Source organism: Helicovermis profundi (assembly GCF_033097505.1).
GTDB classification, from domain to species: Bacteria; Bacillota; Clostridia; order Peptostreptococcales; family Acidaminobacteraceae; genus Helicovermis; species Helicovermis profundi.
The window spans coordinates 2,434,486-2,454,024 of record NZ_AP028654.1 but is presented as its reverse complement, the minus strand read 5'-3'; the positions used below and the strand labels follow the sequence as shown (position 1 = coordinate 2,454,024).

Here is a 19,539-nt window from a genome sequence, read left to right as displayed (position 1 = left end):
AATGAAAATAGAAATTAGATTATTTGCTACATTTAGGCAAGGAAGATTTAAAACTAAGGTAAAAGAATTTGATTCTGAAATAAAGGTTACTGATGTACTAGAATATCTAAATATATCAAAAGACGATGTTGCTATTTTATTAATAAATGGTCGAGATGGCAAATTTAATAGTCTTTTAGAAGATGAAGACAAGGTTTCCTTATTTCCTCCAGTTGGAGGTGGATAAATGGAAAGATACAAAAGAAACCATGATATGTTATCAGAAATAGATATGAAAATTCTTATTAATTCTAAAGTGGTTATTCTTGGTCTTGGTGGTCTTGGAGAATATATATTAGAAATGCTTGTAAGAATTGGTATCGGAGAAATTACTATAATTGATTTTGATAAATTTGATATGAGCAATTTAAATAGGCAAATATATTCTGATGAATTTGTAATTGGAAAATTCAAAGTCGATGTAGCTAAAGAAAGGGCAATTAACATTAATTCTAAAGTAATAATTAATGCTTTTACTAAAAAAATAGATAAAAAAAATGTAATAGAATTAATTAAAGGACATAGTCTAGTGGTAGATGGACTGGATGATATTGCTAGTAGGTTTGTAGTTAATAATGCATGTGAAAAACTTGGAATTACCTTTATTTATGGTGCGATTTCAAGTTGGTATGGACAAGTTTCAACTATCTTGCCAGGCGAAAAAACGCTTGGCAAGATATATGCAAAAAATAAAGAAGGTGACCTTAAAAAAGGTAGTCCTTCTTTTACACCTGCTTTAGTAGCTTCAATTCAAGTTTCAGAAGTTATAAAATATCTTCTTAAAAAAGGCAGTTTACTAAATGGAAAATTACTATTAATAGATACGCTACTTCAAGACTATGAAATTATTGAATTTGAATAGTTTATAATTATTTTAATTTCATAAGTCCGTATTCTATTACAACATTTGTGGAAAGTTCTTTTATAGATTTATTGAATTCTACTTTTACAATATTGCTAGATGAATCTTTAACTACACCTTCACCAAAAACATTATGAATAACGACATCGCCTATATTAAATTTAAGGTTGTCGTTATTTTTTTTAGTTTTAATGGTTTTTATTACAATGTTATTATTCTTTGATATTTCATTAGTGAATATAGATGGTTTTACATAAGTACCGTTTTTAAATTTTACATTAAGAATTCTAAGTGTCTTTTTAGCTCTTGAAATTCCAACATAAAACAATCTTCTTTCTTCTTCAAGTGGAGAAATTATATTTTTTTTGAATTTAGAAACTGCACTACCATTTGGGAAAAGTTCGTTTTCAGCATCAATAATAAAAACATTATCATATTCAAGTCCCTTTGCAGAATGAATAGTTGAAAGTTTTGTATTTGCATAATAGTTTTTTGAATTAGAGTTTAAGAATTCTTCAAGAGTATCAAGCCTTTCAAAAAAACTTAATATAGAGTCACATGAAGAAGCAATTTCTTTTAGTATCACAATAATGTTTACAAGAGACAAGAATGAATAGTCATCTACATCAGAGCGGGTGCTTAGAAATTCAGTGTAACCTAATTCTTCTTCTATTATTCTAATAGCATCAGCAGGTTTTGATTTAGCTAGAAGTTGAAAGTGACTTCTAATAGATTTTAGCTTAGTTATTTGATGCTTTTTTAAATCGGGGTATTCTAAAAGAACGTCAAATACATTGCGATTCCTATGATTTAGTTTTACAAATTGAATCATTTTTTTAGAGATATAACCATTAATTTTATAATAAACGTCTTCAAAAGTAGATAAGTCTTGCGTGATTAAGCTAAGAGAGAGAATGAGTTTAATATCTTTTGTTACCCAGTGTTTAAATAATAATAATTTACTATCTCTTATATTAAAAGATATATTTTTTAATTCTAGTTCATTTGCTACAGAAATTCCTGATATATTATTTCTATAAAGAATACCATAGTCTTCGGACGTATTTTTTTTAAGTTGATTTATTATAAAGTTATTTCTATCAAAAGTGCTATCAAAATTAATAATTTCAACATTACCTTTTGCTTCAAAATGAGCTTTTATTTCTTTTTTATAACGAATAGTATTTGATTTTATTGAATCATTACAAACATCAATAATATTTGAATAACTTCTGTAATTAGTTTTTAAATAGTAAATTGATGCATTCTTGTATTCTTTAGAGAAATTTAGTAGCATTTCAGGATAAGCACCTCTAAATCCATAAATACTTTGATCATCATCAGCAACCATAAAAACATTTTTGTTATTATTAGCTATTAATTTAATGATTTCATGTTGTATTTTACTTGTATCTTGAGTTTCATCTACTTGAATAAAATCGTATTTTTTTCTATAGTATTCAAGTGCTTTAGGATGGTTTTTCAAAATATCAAATGTTAAAGTTAGCATATCATCAAAATCAATATACATATTCTTTGATTTAAAATTTTCATATTCTATAAAAATATTCTTAAGGTTAGAAAATGTTGTAATTTCGTCTTCGATATTTTCAGTATCAATAAGCATATTTTTTATAAAACTAATAGAATTAGATAATTCTTCTAATTTATCTTCGGTGATATAAGATTTATTTAAATCCAAATATATTTTGCTAAGAATTTTTTGCTTTGATAGATAGCTATTAGTTTCGATTAATGTATATTTCAAATTTTTTTTCTTACAATAAGCCTTAAAAATTTGATAGCAAAAACTATGAATTGTTGAAAATTTAATTTTGTATGGAAATGAATCATAAAATACTTTTTCATATCTTCTATTCATATCTAAAGAAGCAGCTTTACTAAAGGTAATTGTAAGTATTGATGAAGCCTTTACCTTATATTTTTCTATTAAATTAATTGTCCTTGCGAGTAGGAGTGTTGTTTTACCACTGCCGGGAACGGCAAGTGTAAGAGCAGGCCCACTAAAATGCATTATAGCTTTAATTTGTTCTTCGTTAAATTTTAAATCTGTTTGAACTTCAATTTTTCTTAGTATATCCATTAGACACCTCATTGGTAAAATATAGAATTATAATATCATAAACTAATGAAATTGTCGCATATTTTCTAGAAAACAAAATCAGTATATATAGAACTATATAAATGAATTTCTTGGATTCAGGGGGAGTTTTTACTCCCACTGAATCTTAGAAAACATAATTCAGGGCCTTTTTAGAGTTCTTTATCCCCCACTTTTTTAAGAAGTGTGGGTATTAGAACTCTAAGGCATCGGATAAAACTAACTTATAAGAAGCTATGACTAATAAAAATCTAGATGTTGGATATAAAAAAATAGCAAAAAATGCTTAAAAAGCAACAAAAAAGGTGAAAATATGTACTTTTTGTGAAAAAAGTGTGAAAAAATTAAGAATTTGCTTTAAAAAGTGTTTACATATTATTTTTAGTGTTATAATATATGTTAGAGTATAGAGGTGTTTTAATGGCATCTTTGTCATTGTTATTGAACAGAATTGCATGTGTGCAATTGAAATATTGATATTTTAGGAGGAAAAAAATGAGTTCATCATTAAAAACAAAAGAAAATAATAAAGTTACAATTGAAATTAAGGTGTCAAAAGAAGAGTTCAAAGTTGCTATTCAAAAAGCGTACTTAAAAGAAAGAAAAAAATTCAATATACCAGGATTTAGAAAAGGAAAAGCACCAAGAAAGATTATAGAAGCACAATACGGGGTAGAAGTTTTTTATGAAGAAGCTATTAATGTAGTGCTTCCTGAAGAGTATTCTAAAGCTGTTGAAGAATTAAAACTTGATGTAGTAGATAGCCCTGATATTGATGTAAAAGAATTAGATGTTGAAAAAGAAATAATCATTGAAGCAGTTGTAACTGTTAAGCCAGAGGTTGAATTAGGCGAATATAAAGGTATTGAAGTAGAAGAAATTAAAGTTGAAGTATCTGATGAAGATGTTGATAAAGAACTTGAGAAATCAAGAGATATGGGTGCTAGATTAATTAGCGTTGAAGACAGAGCTGTTCAAGATGGTGATAGTGTTATTATTGACTATGCTGGATTTGTAAATCATGAGCAATTTGAAGGTGGAACTGCTACTAATCAAACATTGGTAATTGGATCTAAAACATTTATTCCAGGATTTGAAGAACAATTAATTGGTGCAAAATTAGATAGTAAAGTTGATGTTGTTGTTACTTTCCCTGAAGATTATTCAGAAAAAACTTTAGCTGGAAAAGAAGCTGTTTTTAATGTTGAAGTTAAGGGTATTAAAGTAAAAGAACTTCCAGAACTTGATGATGAATTTGCTAAAGATACTTCTGAGTTTGATACTTTAGAAGAACTTAAAAATGATATTAAAGTTAAATTACAAGAATCAGCAGAAAAAAATGCGAAATTAGCTCAAAGAGATAAAGTTATAGATGCTGTAAGCGATACTATGAAAGCTGACATTCCGGATGCTATGATCGATACAGAAGTTAGTGGTATGCTTAGAGAGTTTGATTATCAATTAAGTTCTCAAGGAATTTCACTTGATCAATATGTTCAGTATACAGGTGGTAGTTTAGATGCTTTAAAAGATCAAATGAAAGATGATGCAGCTATTAGAGTAAAAACTGCATTAGTTTTAGAAAAAGTTGCTGAACTTGAAGGTTTTAAAGCTGAAGAGACAGAAATTAATGAAGAACTTCAAAAGATTGCAGATGCACAAAAATCTACTATGGAAGAAGTTAAGAAATTATTTAAAAATGATGATTACTCATATATTGAAGATTCAATTGTTTCAAGAAAAACAGTTGATTTCTTGGTTGAAAACGCTAAATTAGTGTAAGAGGAGGTAACTATGGCATTAGTTCCTGTAGTAGTTGATCAAACAAATAGAGGCGAAAGATCATATGATATTTTTTCAAGACTATTAAAAGATAGAATTATATTTTTAGGCGAAGAAGTTAATGATGCTACAGCAAGTTTAGTTGTGGCTCAAATGTTATTTTTAGAATCTGAAGATCCAGATAAAGATATTAGTTTGTATATAAATAGCCCGGGTGGTTCAATTACAGCTGGTATGGCTATATACGATACTATGCAGTATATAAAACCTGATGTATCTACAATTTGTATTGGAATGGCAGCAAGTATGGGCGCTTTTTTACTTACAGCTGGAGCTATTGGTAAAAGATATGCTCTTCCAAATTCAGAAATTATGATTCACCAACCACTTGGTGGAACACGTGGACAAGCAACTGATTTAAAAATTCACACAGATAGAATATTAAAAATTAGAGAAACTCTTAATGAAATTTTATCTGAAAGAACTGGTCAGCCGTTAGAGACTATATCTAAAGATACAGAAAGAGATAATTTTATGTCGGCTAGTGAAGCTGCTGATTATGGACTTATTGATAAAGTCATTACTTCTAGATAGTAGAGAGAGGTTTACTATGAATAAATTTGAAGATAAAAAACAAGTTTCTTGTTCATTTTGTGGAAAGTCCCAAAATCAAGTTAAGAGATTAATTGCAGGACCAAATGTTTACATTTGTGATGAGTGTGTTGCTCTTTGCGAAGAAATAATTTCTGAAGAAATGAATGATTTTGAAGATGTAAGCTTAACAAATTTGCCGAAACCAAGTGAGATTAAGAAAATACTTGATGAGTATGTAATAGGTCAAGAAAAAGCAAAAAGAACCTTGTCGGTTGCAGTTTATAATCATTATAAAAGGATTAAAAATGATATAAAAACAGGAGATGTTGAACTTCAAAAGAGTAATATACTTCTTTTAGGTCCAACTGGTTCTGGTAAAACTCTATTAGCACAAACTCTTGCTAAAATATTAAATGTTCCATTTGCAATAGCAGATGCAACATCACTTACTGAGGCGGGATATGTTGGTGAAGATGTAGAAAATATTTTATTAAAAATTATACAAGCTGCTGATTATGACATAGAAAAAGCGCAGACAGGTATAATTTATATAGACGAAATAGATAAAATTTCAAGAAGATCTGAGAATCCTTCAATCACTAGAGATGTTAGTGGAGAAGGAGTACAGCAAGCGCTATTAAAATTAATAGAAGGAACCGTTGCAAGTGTTCCACCTCAAGGTGGAAGAAAGCACCCACATCAAGAACTTATACAGATAGATACAAGTAATATACTATTTATTTGTGGTGGAGCTTTTGATGGGATTGAAAAAATCATTTCTAAGAGAATTGGTAAAAAAGAAATGGGATTTGGATCAAACTTGCAAAGCAAAAAAGATTTAGAAGTTGGAAAGCTTCTTGAAAAACTTGAAACTGGTGATCTTCTTAAATTTGGATTAATACCAGAATTTATTGGTAGAGTTCCAGTTGAAGTTTCCCTTCATGAACTTGATGAAAAAGCACTACTTAAAATTCTAAAAGAACCTAGAAATGCACTTACAAAGCAATATAAAAAATTATTTGAATTAGATGGTGTTCAATTGGAGTTTGAAGACGAGGCATTATCGTTAATAGCTAATAAAGCTATTGAAAAGAAAACAGGTGCAAGAGGCCTTAGAAGTATTTTGGAAAATACAATGCTAAATATTATGTATGAAATACCATCTCGTGATGATATAAAAGAATGTATTATAACAAAAGACACGATTGAAAATAAAACTGAGCCTAAATTGGTTCTTAAAAATTTTGTTAAACCTAAAGGAAAAGACAAAGAGAATGCGTCTTAATTTAGACTAAAACAAGCGAGTCTTTTAGGGGCTCGTTTTTTATAATATAAGGAGTGAAAATATGGTAGATAGTGAAAAAAATATAACTATGCCACTGATACCACTTAGGGGATTATTAGTATTTCCTAATATGGTATTACATTTTGATGTGGGAAGAGATAAATCAATTAAGGCATTGGAAGATGCTATGGTAAATGATCAATTAATATTTTTAACTACTCAACATGATATAAACGTTGATACACCGACAATTGATGATTTTTATAGAGTAGGAACAACTTGCAAAATTAAGCAAATGCTTAAACTTCCTGGAGATGCTATTAGAGTACTTGTTGAAGGAATTGAAAGAGCAGAGATTGTAGAGTTAGTTCAAGAAACTCCATTTTTTAAAGCAGATATAAGAGTATATAAAGACATTTCTTTAAAAGATAAAGAAGTAGAGGCTCTTATAAGGACTGTTTTATCATCTTTTGAAAAATATATTTCTATAAGTGCTAAAACTTCTCCAGACGTACTTATTTCTATTTCTTCAATAGAAGAACCAGGAAGACTTGCTGATGTTATTGCTTCAAATATGACGTTAAAAATTGAACAAAAACAGCAGATAATTGAAGCTATTAGTATTAAAGCTAGATTAGAAGCCTTATATAGTATTTTAGTTAGTGAAATCGAAATCTTAGAAGTTGAAAAAAACATTAATGAAAAAGTAAGAAGTCAAATAAATAAAATGCAAAAAGAATACTATTTAAGAGAACAAATGAAGATAATAAAAGAAGAATTGGGTGAAGAATACAATCCTGATGATGAAATAATAGAATTAAAAGAAAAACTTAGAAAATTAAAAGCACCAAAAAAAGTGAAAGAAAAAATTAATAAAGAAATTGAAAGACTAGCTAGACTTTCACCAGCATCTGCAGAAAGTGGTGTAATTAGAACATATATTAGTTCAATTTTAGAATTGCCTTGGAACAAACAAACAAAGGATACGCTTGATATTACTAAAGCAAGAGAAATTTTAAATCAGGATCATTATGGTCTTAAAGAAGTAAAGGAAAGGGTTTTAGAATATCTTGCTATTAGAGAATTAACTAAGAGTATGAAAGGACCTATTATTTGTCTTGTAGGACCTCCGGGAGTTGGAAAGACATCTGTTGCAAAATCAATTGCACGTTCTCTTAATAGAAAGTTTGTGAGAATGTCTCTTGGTGGGGTAAGAGATGAAGCAGAAATTAGAGGTCATAGAAGAACGTATATAGGAGCTCTTCCTGGTAGAATAATTAACGGAATAAAAGAAGCAGGTACTAAGAATCCAGTTTTCTTATTTGATGAAATTGATAAATTAGCTAGTGATTTTAGAGGAGATCCTGCATCAGCTCTACTAGAAGTTTTAGATCCTGAGCAAAACAAAAGTTTTAAAGATCATTATTTGGAAGTAGAATTTGATTTATCAAAAGTTATGTTTATAACTACAGCAAATTCCCTTAGTACAATTCCAAGACCACTTCTTGATAGAATGGAAGTGATTAATGTAAGTGGATATACAGAATTTGAAAAAGTAAATATTGCAAGAAAATATTTGCTTCCAAAACAGCTTAAAGAGCATGGTTTAACGGACAAAAATCTTAAATTATCTGATCCTACACTTTCAAAAATTGTAACAGAATACACGAGAGAATCAGGAGTGCGTGAACTTGAAAGACAAATTGCTACGGTTTGTAGAAAAACAGCTGCTGAAATAGTTGAAACAAAAAAAGATAAAATACTTGTAAATTCAAAAAATTTAAATAAATCGCTTGGTGTGTCTAAGTATTCATATGACAAAAAAAATTCAAAAAATCAGATTGGGATGGTAACTGGTCTTGCCTGGACAGCAGTTGGCGGTGTTACACTATATATTGAAGTATCACCAATGAAAGGCAATGGAAAGTTAGTACTTACGGGTCAACTTGGCGACGTTATGAAGGAATCGGCTAGAACAGGATTAACTTATGTTAGAACAGTAGCAAAAAAATATGGTATTGAAGAAAACTTCCATGAAAGTAAAGATATTCATATACACATTCCAGAAGGTGCAATACCAAAAGATGGACCTTCTGCAGGCATATCTATGGCTACTGCAGTTATATCAGCTCTTTCTGGAATAGCAGTAAGTAAAGATGTTGCTATGACAGGTGAAATCACTTTAAGAGGAAGAGTACTTCCAATTGGAGGATTAAAAGAAAAATCACTTGCAGCAAAAAGAATGGGAATTAAAACAATAATATTTCCATTTGATAATCTTAAAGATTTAGAAGATATTCCTGATGAAGTAAAAGATGCAATTAAATTTATTCCTGCTAAAACAATGGATGATGTATTAAAACATGCATTAGTAAAGGTTGATAAAAATGAAAATAGGAAATAGTAGTTTTATTACGAGCGCAGTAAAGTATGAACAGTATCCAGAAATTATACCTCCTGAATTTGCATTTGTTGGAAGAAGCAATGTTGGGAAATCTACACTTCTAAATATGTTAATAAATAGAAAAAGCCTTGCAAAAACAAGTTCAAGACCTGGAAAAACACAATTAATTAATTTTTTTAATATTGATGATAAAATAACATTTGTTGATCTACCAGGTTATGGCTACGCTAAAGTTTCTAAAGCGCAAAAGGCAACTTGGGGTACTATAATAGAAACGTATTTAACAAAAAGGGAAAATTTACTTGAGGTTTTTCAATTGGTAGATTTAAGGCATAAACCAACAAAAGAAGATAAAGAAATGTATAATTGGATAAAGGAATATGGATTTAATGGAATAATAATTGGAACAAAGGCAGACAAATTGTCTAAAGGTCAATTATCTAAGAATGTATTTATGATTAAAAAAGAATTAGGAATGTCGAAAGAAGATGTTTTAGTACCGGTATCGGCAATGAATAGAGCTGGGAAATATGACGTTTGGGAAGTCATAAATGAAATTCTTGAAGTTAATAAATTTGACATTAAATTTGAAAAACAACAAAAGTAGGTTTAATTTAATATTTCAAAGAATAAGGTATAACAGCTAAATAATATTATAAAAAACAGCATATAACGGAAGGGAGAAAATAATGAATAAAAATCCAATAGTTACAATTAAGATGACTTCAGGTGAAATAATTAAAGCAGAATTATATCCTGAAATAGCACCAAATACAGTTAATAATTATATTAGCTTAGTTAAAAAAGGTTTTTATAATGGATTAATATTCCATAGAGTTATTAAAGGATTTATGATTCAAGGTGGATGTCCTGATGGAACTGGAATGGGCGGACCTGGATATGCCGTAAAAGGTGAATTTAGTTCAAACGGATTTAAAAATGATTTAGTTCATGAAGCTGGAGTACTTTCAATGGCAAGAGCAGCTGCACCAAATTCAGCTGGTTCGCAATTTTTCATTATGCATAAACATTCTCCACACCTAGATGGATCATACGCAGCTTTTGGAAAAGTAATTGAAGGAATGGATGTAGTTGATAAAATTGCTGAGACAAAAGTAGATAGAACAGATAGACCAGTAGAAGAGAAAAAAATAGAAGTGATGACAGTTGAAACATTTGACGTGGAATATAAAGAACCTGAAACAGTTTAATTTTATAATAAGTTAATGATTCTATATAGTTTAATAAATAGAGTAATATTTTTAAAACACTAATTAATCGCATATGGGTAAATAAAATGAACAAACAAAAGTACTCTTTTTAAAGAGTACTTTTGTATTTTTTGATTTAATTAGGAGGAGGAGGAGGAGGCATATTGCCGTCCGGAGGTTTGTAACCATCAGGAGGAGGCATATTGCCGTCCGGAGGTTTGTAACCATCAGGAGGAGGCATATTACCATCCGGAGGTTTGTAACCATCAGGAGGAGGCATATTGCCGTCCGGAGGTTTGTAACCATCAGGAGGAGGCGTATTGCCGTCCGGAGGTTTGTAGCCATCAGGAGGCGGCATATTGCCGTCCGGAGGTTTGTAACCATCAGGAGGCGGAGTATTGCCATCCGGAGGTTTGTAACCATCAGGAGGAGGCATATTACCGTCCGGAGGTTTAAATCCATCAGGAGGAGGTGTTATATTTCCATTAGGTGGTTTAAATCCATCAGATGGAGGCATAATGCTATTTGGAGGAACATAACCTTTTGGCGGAATAAATCCTTCAGGAGGTTTAAAACCTTCGGGTGGTTTAAAACCTTCAGGAGGTTTAAATCCTTCCGGTGGTTTAAAGTTATTATCTGGATAGAAAAATTGATCTTTTTCAGGAGGGATCCAACCTTCTGGTGGTATAAATCCTTCATTTGGCTTCCAATCTTTAGGTGGAACCCATCCTTCTGGAGCAACCCAATCGTCTGGAGGAATAAATCCTTTAGGAGGTTCCCATCCTTTAGGAGGTTCTTCGCCTACTTTAAAATTAGTTTTTTGAAAAGGTGCAGAACCTTCAGGCAAAGCGTCTCCTTTTTTCCAATCTTTTGGTGGAATCCACCAATCTGGTGGATTAAAATCTTCTGGAGGAGCTAGAGTTCCATCTTCTTTTCTAATCCAACCAGGTGATAATGCTTGTTTTTTATCATCGTTTGATGAAAATCCTTCGGGCGGAGTCCAATTATCTCCGAGTTTCCAATCTTTAGGTGGCTTCCATCCAATCGGTGGTTTAAAACCTTCAGGTGGAGTCCAATTTTCAGGTGGTTTAAAATCTTTCGGTGGAAGTGTTCCCGGTGGAAGTTTAAAGTTATCATGTGGTGTTAAATTTCCATCGAAGATTTCTTTAACTCCTTGATTGTAATTATTTTTAAAATTCGGATCTAAATCTTTAAAATCTTCAGGCATAAGTTCCCAATCTGGAGGTAATTCCCCATCTTTTGGTTTCCAATCTTTTGGAGGAATCCAACCAGGAGGAGGAATAAAACCTTTAGGAGGAACAAAACCTTCAGGAGGCTTGAATCCACCATTTGCAACTTGTTCGCCTGTTTTAACATCGAAAAATGTATCTTTTGGAATTAGATTATCGATTTTAACCCAGCCTGGTGGAGGAGTATTTGGGTCTAATTCTTCTGGATTCCAATTTTCTGGCGGAGTCCAATTTTCTGGTGGTACAAATCCTGGTGGTGGTATATACTCGGAACCAGTTTTATCTTTTACACCGCTAAATAAATCTTTAAAAGGTGTTTTTGTAAATGTACTATCTGTAGGTAATACAAACCCTTTTGGCATATTTATGCCAGGAGGTAATTTAAATGATGGTGGCAATGTCATACCTTCTTTTAATTCAAAACCTGGTGGCAATTTTGAACCTTCAGGAATTACAAAGTCTTTTGGTGGTACAAATCCTTTAGAAAATACGATATCTTTTGGTACTTTCATATTAGGATCAAATTTAAAATTCTGTGGAAGTATTGCGCCTTCAGGTATTACAAATCCATCTGGAATTTTAAATCCATTTGGAATAACAGTTCCGTCAGGCAAGTTAAATCCCTCTGGTATTACAAAATCAGGTGGAAGCATACTTCCTTTAGGCATTATAAAATTCTTATCAATTACTAATCCAGGAGGGAGAACTACTCCATCTGGTAAATCTGAATCAGATAGAATTTTTATAGAAGTTTTGATTGCGTCATCAGGTATATTAATTTTTGGAATTTTATCTTCTGACATAATTATATCTTTTGGTATATTTGCTTCAAAATTACCAGCTAAATCAATTAAATTTTGGTAGTTTTCAGATTGATTTGAATTATTGATATTAGCTGTTGATAAAGTTTGTCTAAATTGTTCCATCATTCCTTGTTGATTAGCTAGTATATTATCTTTTGTTTTAGAATCATCAACTTTCTTATTGAAAAAATCAATTACTTTTCCCTGAGAATTTAAAAATGTTTCTTGGACTTTATTATCAAGATGTAGTCCTGTAATAGGCATATTTTGTCTTATTTCAAATTGGTTTAATAAGCCTTTTTCTTGAATAGTATTAAGTTCATTTTCAACATTTTTTACTATTTTATCACCTTTTGGTGCTTTTTCTAGTAATTTTATCATTGCGAGTTGTGAATCAGCAATACGAGATTGATTTTCTTCTAATTTCTTAGATGACCATTTCTTGACTGCATCGGAATTTATAATTTTACTAGGTTTTAATACTACTTCACCTAATTCGTTAAGTTCTGTACCGGTAGAAACAGGAGTTTTTTTGCCTTTTTCTTCACTAACGACTGAACCGCTAATTACAGATACTTTATTTGCTGAAACACCAAATTGAGTACCTGTTGAAGTTACAGTTTTATCTCCCGATATAATCTGAAATTTTGAACCTTTAATTTGTTTAATAACACTTGCCCATACTTTTCCATCAGTTACTTCTAAAATTATTGTTCGAATTTTAGTTGAAGTATCATAAGTCAAAGTTTTGATTGCAACAGTTGTATTTTTTTCAAGTAGTACATTTGTTCCATCTGAAAATGTTATTTGTGCAGAGCTATCTTTACCAGTACGCAAAATAGATTTTTCAGTTAGTTTATCACCAAGAGTCGCAGCTTTCCAATCATAACTTTCGCTATTTGGTAATAGGTATTCAACTATATTTTCTATCTGCGTTATTGCTACTGACATATTTCCAGAAATAATATTAACAGTTCTAGTATCACCATTCCATGAAACTTTTGCACCAAATGCTTCAGCTAACATTCTAAGAGGAACCATTGTTCTTCCATTTATGACTTGAGCAGGTACGTCCATAGTAATTTCAGTAGAATTTCTTGTGGCAATTTTATTGTTTAACTCTAAACTTAATACATTGTCATTAAGTTTTACTAACACATTTTTTGTTTCCCCATTCCATACGACTTCAGCACCAAGGGTTTCAGCGACAGCTCTTATTGGAACTAAAGTACGCCCATCTAATACGGTTGGTTTAGTATCTGGAAATACAACTTCACTTCCATCAATAACAATGTTTATAGAATTCTCTGATGCGTAGGAATTAATAGGAATTGTTCCAAGTATCATAGTTAAAACCATAATTATTGAAATTAATTTGTAGAAATTTTTCTTATACATTATTTTTCCTCCTTTCTTAATAAATTTTTCATAAGTCATTTATACCCCAAATTTTAAAAAAATATCATAAATAAAATTTTACCGATGCATTAGTCCTCTAATAACCTTCTCCTTAAGTAAAAATAAAGAACTTTAATAGGCGAGAATTCCAGTTTTTTTGACTTAAGATGGAGTGAAAATTCCATATTAAGTCAAAAAATTCATTCATAAAAACAGGTTAATTACACAAATGGTATTTACAATCATGTTATGGTATAATATATATCATATAATGCAAACTTGTCATACAAGTTAAGCTAAATGTTATTGAGGTGAAAATTTTGAATAAGTATATAAAGGATGAACTTCGTGTTCGTAAAAGATATGAATATAAAAGAAATATTTTAAGTTACGAATGTGAGAAAAAAGATGATATATTAATAAAAAAACAGCCGTGTTTAATTAGTGTATCAGACATTTCCTATGGAGGACTTGGAATATATTGTAACAAAAAATTAAAAAGAGATATGATGCTAGGAATTAAAGTGAATAATGAATCTGTATCAAGAAATTTTAATTTAAAAGTAAAATGGTGTAAATTTAATGAACTTACTGATAATAGCTCGAAATTTAAAGTGGGATTAAAATTTGAAGATTTAACACGTGATGATATTATTTTTATTAATGAAATTATTAGAAAAATAAAATAATATATAACACTAAAAGTAATAGCAAATTAGAATAGTAATAATACTAAAATTATGTGTATAAAAAATATTATATTGATAATTGACTTACTTAATTGACTTTGTTAAACTGAAATTGATTTATAACAAATACAATGGAGGTAAAAATGAAAAAAAATAGTGTTAAAGAATTTGTAAATTACATAGATATTGCAACTACCCCAATACAAGCTGTTAGTCATAGTATAGATATTTTAAAAAATAATGGATTTGAGCAACTAAATTTTAATAAGAAATGGAATCTAGTAAAAGGAAATAAATATTTTATTAGACCATATAGTACGAGTTTAGTAGCGTTTTCAGTGGGGAGTGAATTTTCAGTAAATGATGGACTTAAAATCATTACATCCCATACGGATACACCAACTTATAAAATCAAACCAAATCCTGAAATTAATTCTTCGGGTTATTTAAAACTTAATACAGAAGTTTATGGAGGACCAATTTTTAATAGTTGGTTTGATAGACCAATTTCTCTTGCTGGTCAAATAGTATTAAAATCAGATAATATTTTTGAACCTAAAATAGTTGAAATTGATTTTAGAAAACCACTTCTTATTATTCCAAGCCTTGCTATACATTTTAATCGTAAGGTAAATAAGGGTGTAGAGGTAAATCCTCAAAAAGACTTACTACCTTTAATGAAGACTATAGAAAAAGATTTTGAAACAAAGAATTATTTGATGGGTCTTTTAGCTGAGCAGGCGGGATGTGAAGTTGATGAAATTTTGGATTTTGATTTGTATTTATATGTTACAGAAAAAGCTGAAACTGTTGGTTTAACAGAAGAATTTATTTCTTCGCCTAGAATAGATAACTTATCTATGGTATTTAGTTCATTTGAAGCATTAATAAATAGTAAAAATTCAAAAGGAATAAATATTGCAGTAGGTTTTGATAATGAAGAAATTGGTAGCACAACTAAGCAAGGAGCAGATAGTACGATTTTTAGGCAAATTGTTGAGAGAATTCTTTTGGCTCTTGAAGTAAAAGAAGAGGACAAATATAATTTGTTTAATAAATCATTTATGATTTCTGCTGATGGTGCACATGCTGTACATCCAAATGTTATAGAAAAAAATGATATTACAAATTTTCCTCTTGTAAATTCAGGAATTGCTGTAAAAGTAAGTGCTAAGCAAAGTTATGCTACTGATAGCATAAGTTCTGCAATATTTTCGCAGATATGTGAAAAAGCAGATGTTCCATTTCAAAAATTCGTTAATCGTTCAGATGAGCCTGGTGGGAAAACACTTGGACCAATTGCTGGCAAGTATTTACCTATTAAAACAATAGATGTGGGTCTGCCTATGTTGTCTATGCATTCAGCTAGAGAACTTATGGGAGCGAAAGATTTGATAGAATCAATTAAAATCTTTAAAACATTTTTTGAACTTTAAAAATTGATAAAATACTAGGAAAAACAATAATCTGATAAAAAAATTAACCGACCTCTAAAAAATAGATTAAAATCTAATTTAGGAGGTCGGTTTTTATTGCTAAATTAAATTACAAAGCCTCCATTTGGAGATATAACTTGGCCGGTAATAAAGTCACCACCTTCTTTTGCAAGAAAAAGAGCTAATTTTGCAATGTCAGAGGGTTTACCTAACTTTCCAAGTGGTGTTTGTTCTTTTAAGTAATTAATATCATCTGTGCTATAATCATCAAGCATTGATGTGTTAATTACACCTGGTGCTATACAGTTAACTTTTATATTTGAAGGTCCAAGTTCTTTAGCTAAAGCTTTTGTAAAGCCAATTATAGCAGCTTTAGAAGTCGAATAATGAACTTCCATTGATGCTCCTACCATTCCCCAAATAGAAGAAATATTTATAATTTTTCCTTGCTTTTTAGGAAGGATATATCTTAAAGCACTTTGAGTGGAATTAAAAACGCCCTTTAAATTTATATCAAACATTCTATCCCAATCATTTTCAGTAATATCTGTAAATAATTTTGATTCAGCTATACCGGCGTTATTAATAAGTACATCTATTCTTCCAAATTCATCTATACAATAATCAATCATTGAGTCAACTTCATTTCTTTTGGATACATCAGCTTTAAATATTCTTACATTATATCCTTGAGATATCAATTCGTTAAATAATTCTCTAGCTTTAAATTTAGACGTGAAATAATTAATAAGTACGTTAAATCCGCATTTAGCAAATAGTATAGCCATTTCTTTTCCAATCCCATTTGAAGCGCCTGTTATGATAACAGTTTTATTTATTTTATTCAAATTCTTTCCTCCTGTTTAGATTTAAAATAACAGTAAAATCTTATAATAACAATAATACACTATAGGAAGAAGCATATCAATTTTCAAATTTTATATTCTTATCCGATGCCTTAGAGTTCTAATACCCCCACTTCATAAAAGTGGGGTATAAAGAACTCTAAAAAAGCCCTGGATTATGTTTTCTAAGATTCAGTGGGAATAAAAACTCCCTTTGAATCCAAGAAATTCATTTATATTTAATTATTTGTACTTATATTATTTAGATTTAGAATAAGGTGTGTAATAATTATTTAATACGTTTGATATGGATACATTGTATATAAGATGATAAAATTATTTTAAAGGAAGTAGAATTACAATTTTGGAGGCAATATGATTGAATTATCGATAAAAAATTTAAAAAAATCTTTTGGAGCAAATGAAATATTTAGCTCAATTAGTTTTGAACTACATAGAGGAGCAAGAATAGGGTTGATAGGAAGAAATGGGTGCGGAAAGACTACTATATTTAAAATTATTGCTGGTATTATTTCAGCAGATGATGGAATAATAGCGCTTAGAAATGGAGTAAATGTTGGTTATTTAGATCAAATTCCAAGTTTTGAAAACCATAAAGTATTGGATGTGCTTAGACTAGCCTTTAAAAAAGTATTTGAGATAGATAATGAATTAAAAAAAATAGAAATGGAACTTTCAAAAAATAGTAGTGATTATGACAAATTGCTTAAAGAATACGGTGAAAAGCAACTTGAATTTGAAAGAACTGGTGGATATAGAGTACATGAGCAAATAGAAAAAATATGCTCTGGATTTAAATTCACAAAAGATTTTTTGAATATGGATTTTGAAATACTATCAGGTGGAGAAAAAACGAGGGTAATTCTTGCAAAAATACTTTTAGAAAAACCACAAATACTTCTTTTAGATGAACCAAGCAATCACTTAGATATTGAGTCTGTTGAGTGGCTTGAAGATTATTTAATTGAGTATGATGGAAGTGTTATTATTATATCTCATGATAGATATTTTTTGGATAAAGCAGTTAGCGAAATTTATGAAATAGAAAATGGAGAAGCATATAAATATTTAGGAAATTATAGTTACTATATAAACGAAAAAGAGAGAAGAACACTTGAACAAATAGAAAAATATGAATTGCAACAAAAGAAAATTAAAGATATGGAAGATGCCATAAAACGCTTTAAAGACTGGGGAACAAGAGCTGATAATGAACAAATGTTTGTAAAAGCTAGAAATATGCAAAAGCGAATTGAAAAAATGGATAAAGTCAACAAACCGAAAATAAATAATAAAAAAATTGCTTTAGAATTTAATGAAAGTGAACGCTCAGGAAAAGACGTACTCGAAGTAGAAGCTTATAATAAATCATTCGATAAAAAAATTATATTTAAAAATGCAAATATGAATATAAAATATAAAGATTATGTTGCTTTACTTGGGAAAAACGGTTCAGGTAAGTCTACACTTATAAAAGAAGTAATGAATTTAGTAAATGGAAAAAATGAAAAAATTAAATTATCAAAAAGCGTAAATATAGGATATATGGAGCAAGAGATAAAATTTGATGAACCTAAAAAAAATATATTAGATACATTTAAAGAAAAATGTTTACTTTCTGAATTTGAAGCAAGACATAAACTTGCACGTTTTTTATTTTACGGGGAAGATGTGTTTAAAAAAATAGAAAATTTATCTGGTGGAGAAAAAGTAAGACTATCTTTATGTATTATGATGGAGAAAGAAATTAATTTTTTAGTGCTAGATGAGCCAACAAATCACGTTGATATAGAGTCAAGAGAAATGATTGAAAATGCTCTTATGAAATTTAATGGAACGCTCTTTTTCATATCGCACGATAGATACTTCATTAATAAATTAGCAAATAAAATAATTGAAATTGATAATTATAAGTTGAATTCTTTTAATGGAGATTATGAGTATTATCGCAGTGAAAAATTAAAAAATATTGAAAAGCAAAAAAATAAAGTTGTTAAAGAAAAAAAACAAAATAAGAAAATTAATAAAATTACTAGTGTGAAAAATAATAAAAACGTAAATAGCAAGAAAATTCAGCTTCTTGAAATAAATATTGAAAAAATTGAAAATAAAATAAAAAATTTAGAAAACGAAATGATAGAGAATAGCACAAATTCTGAAAAACTTATATCTATACAAAATGAGATTAATAGTGAAAAACTCGTATTTGAAGAACTTATGATAGAATGGATGAAATATCAAGCATAAAATTATCAAAAGAATTTAAATGTATTTTACAAAAGTATAAGAAATATTAATTATAAATATTCCATATAATAAAGGCACACCAAAAGGTGTGCCTTATTATATGGGATAGGGGGTAGTACAATACTTCATGCACAAATATCTTCTTAATGCTACTTCATAAAACGTTTAAAACCAATCAAAATCGTTTAGTAAAAGAGTAACTAACATACATTTACTTCTTTTTTCTTAAAACCTTAATCAAATCTTTAAAACATGAATCTAAATCTTTAAAACAAATCTCTTATTCGTAAAACTTGAAACTTAGTACTGTAAATTTGAAGCAACTTCTTATTCATAAATCTTGAAACACGGTACTTGTAACTTTGAAACAACGTTCTTGTTCGTAAATCTTGAAACATGGTACTTGTAACTTTAAACAAATTTCTTTGAATCTAAATCTTTAAACCATAAACTTAAAAACTAATTTAAACTTTTAACACTAACTTCTTAATTCTAAACTTTTACTACCTACCCTATCAAGAAGATAATTATCTTCTCATGCTATGTATACC

General features: G+C 29.4%; 14 protein-coding genes. 11 read left to right on the top strand and 3 right to left on the bottom strand.

Annotated elements, in window-relative coordinates; genetic code table 11:
- The first annotated feature begins 1 nt into the window (after nt 1).
- Together AACH12_RS10985 and AACH12_RS10980 are read left to right on the top strand one after the other, a co-directional pair.
- Nucleotides 2-226 (top strand): MoaD/ThiS family protein, encoded by a 225-nt coding sequence (locus tag AACH12_RS10985; protein ID WP_338535459.1) that lies wholly within the window; start codon nt 2-4, stop codon nt 224-226.
- A complete protein-coding gene (locus tag AACH12_RS10980) occupies nt 227-901 on the top strand; it encodes a HesA/MoeB/ThiF family protein (protein ID WP_338535458.1) in 675 nt (224 codons plus the stop codon).
- A 7-nt stretch (nt 902-908) separates the two neighbouring features.
- Here the strand turns inward: AACH12_RS10980 and AACH12_RS10975 are convergent, their stop codons facing one another.
- Nucleotides 909-3,005, bottom strand: coding sequence for an ATP-dependent helicase (locus AACH12_RS10975; protein ID WP_338535457.1), 2,097 nt, complete (start codon nt 3,003-3,005; stop codon nt 909-911).
- A gap of 513 nt (nt 3,006-3,518) precedes the next feature.
- Between AACH12_RS10975 and tig the strand changes: the two genes are divergently transcribed.
- The 6 genes from tig to AACH12_RS10945 all read left to right on the top strand — a co-directional run bounded on the left by tig (nt 3,519) and on the right by AACH12_RS10945 (nt 10,299).
- Nucleotides 3,519-4,805: a trigger factor gene (gene tig / locus AACH12_RS10970; protein ID WP_338535456.1), complete on the top strand. Its 1,287-nt coding sequence runs from the start codon at nt 3,519-3,521 to the stop codon at nt 4,803-4,805.
- A gap of 12 nt (nt 4,806-4,817) precedes the next feature.
- Complete coding sequence (gene clpP / locus AACH12_RS10965) at nt 4,818-5,399, top strand: ATP-dependent Clp endopeptidase proteolytic subunit ClpP (RefSeq protein WP_338535455.1); 582 nt, start codon at nt 4,818-4,820, stop codon at nt 5,397-5,399.
- Between the two features lie 16 nt (nt 5,400-5,415).
- Nucleotides 5,416-6,684 carry an ATP-dependent Clp protease ATP-binding subunit ClpX gene (gene clpX, locus AACH12_RS10960; protein ID WP_338535454.1) on the top strand — a complete coding sequence of 423 codons (1,269 nt, stop codon included), beginning with the start codon at nt 5,416-5,418 and terminating at the stop codon, nt 6,682-6,684.
- A 61-nt stretch (nt 6,685-6,745) separates the two neighbouring features.
- The gene (gene lon / locus AACH12_RS10955; protein WP_338535453.1) at nt 6,746-9,088 is read left to right on the top strand and encodes an endopeptidase La; all 2,343 of its coding nucleotides are present in this window, start codon (nt 6,746-6,748) and stop codon (nt 9,086-9,088) included.
- Nucleotides 9,072-9,695 (top strand): ribosome biogenesis GTP-binding protein YihA/YsxC, encoded by a 624-nt coding sequence (yihA, locus tag AACH12_RS10950; RefSeq protein ID WP_338535452.1) that lies wholly within the window; start codon nt 9,072-9,074, stop codon nt 9,693-9,695. The genes lon and yihA overlap by 17 nt, the downstream gene beginning before the upstream one ends.
- 82 nt (nt 9,696-9,777) lie before the next feature.
- Nucleotides 9,778-10,299, top strand: a complete 522-nt coding sequence (locus tag AACH12_RS10945; protein ID WP_338535451.1) for a peptidylprolyl isomerase — start codon at nt 9,778-9,780, stop codon at nt 10,297-10,299.
- Nucleotides 10,300-10,435: 136 nt separating this feature from the next.
- Here the strand turns inward: AACH12_RS10945 and AACH12_RS10940 are convergent, their stop codons facing one another.
- Nucleotides 10,436-13,750, bottom strand: coding sequence for a stalk domain-containing protein (locus AACH12_RS10940; RefSeq protein ID WP_338535450.1), 3,315 nt, complete (start codon nt 13,748-13,750; stop codon nt 10,436-10,438).
- Nucleotides 13,751-14,070: 320 nt separating this feature from the next.
- On the opposite strand from AACH12_RS10940, the gene AACH12_RS10935 reads away from it, so the two are divergent.
- Together AACH12_RS10935 and AACH12_RS10930 are read left to right on the top strand one after the other, a co-directional pair.
- Nucleotides 14,071-14,439 (top strand): PilZ domain-containing protein, encoded by a 369-nt coding sequence (locus AACH12_RS10935; protein WP_338535449.1) that lies wholly within the window; start codon nt 14,071-14,073, stop codon nt 14,437-14,439.
- Between the two features lie 143 nt (nt 14,440-14,582).
- On the top strand, nt 14,583-15,875 hold the full coding sequence (locus AACH12_RS10930; protein WP_338535448.1) for a M18 family aminopeptidase: 1,293 nt from the start codon (nt 14,583-14,585) through the stop codon (nt 15,873-15,875).
- Nucleotides 15,876-15,979: 104 nt separating this feature from the next.
- Here AACH12_RS10930 and ymfI read toward each other — a convergent pair whose 3' ends face one another.
- Nucleotides 15,980-16,723 carry an elongation factor P 5-aminopentanone reductase gene (ymfI, locus tag AACH12_RS10925; protein ID WP_338535447.1) on the bottom strand — a complete coding sequence of 248 codons (744 nt, stop codon included), beginning with the start codon at nt 16,721-16,723 and terminating at the stop codon, nt 15,980-15,982.
- A 372-nt stretch (nt 16,724-17,095) separates the two neighbouring features.
- Here ymfI and abc-f point away from each other — a divergent pair, with 372 nt between their 5' ends.
- The gene (abc-f, locus tag AACH12_RS10920) at nt 17,096-18,988 is read left to right on the top strand and encodes a ribosomal protection-like ABC-F family protein (protein ID WP_338535446.1); all 1,893 of its coding nucleotides are present in this window, start codon (nt 17,096-17,098) and stop codon (nt 18,986-18,988) included.
- Nucleotides 18,989-19,539 lie beyond the last annotated feature (551 nt).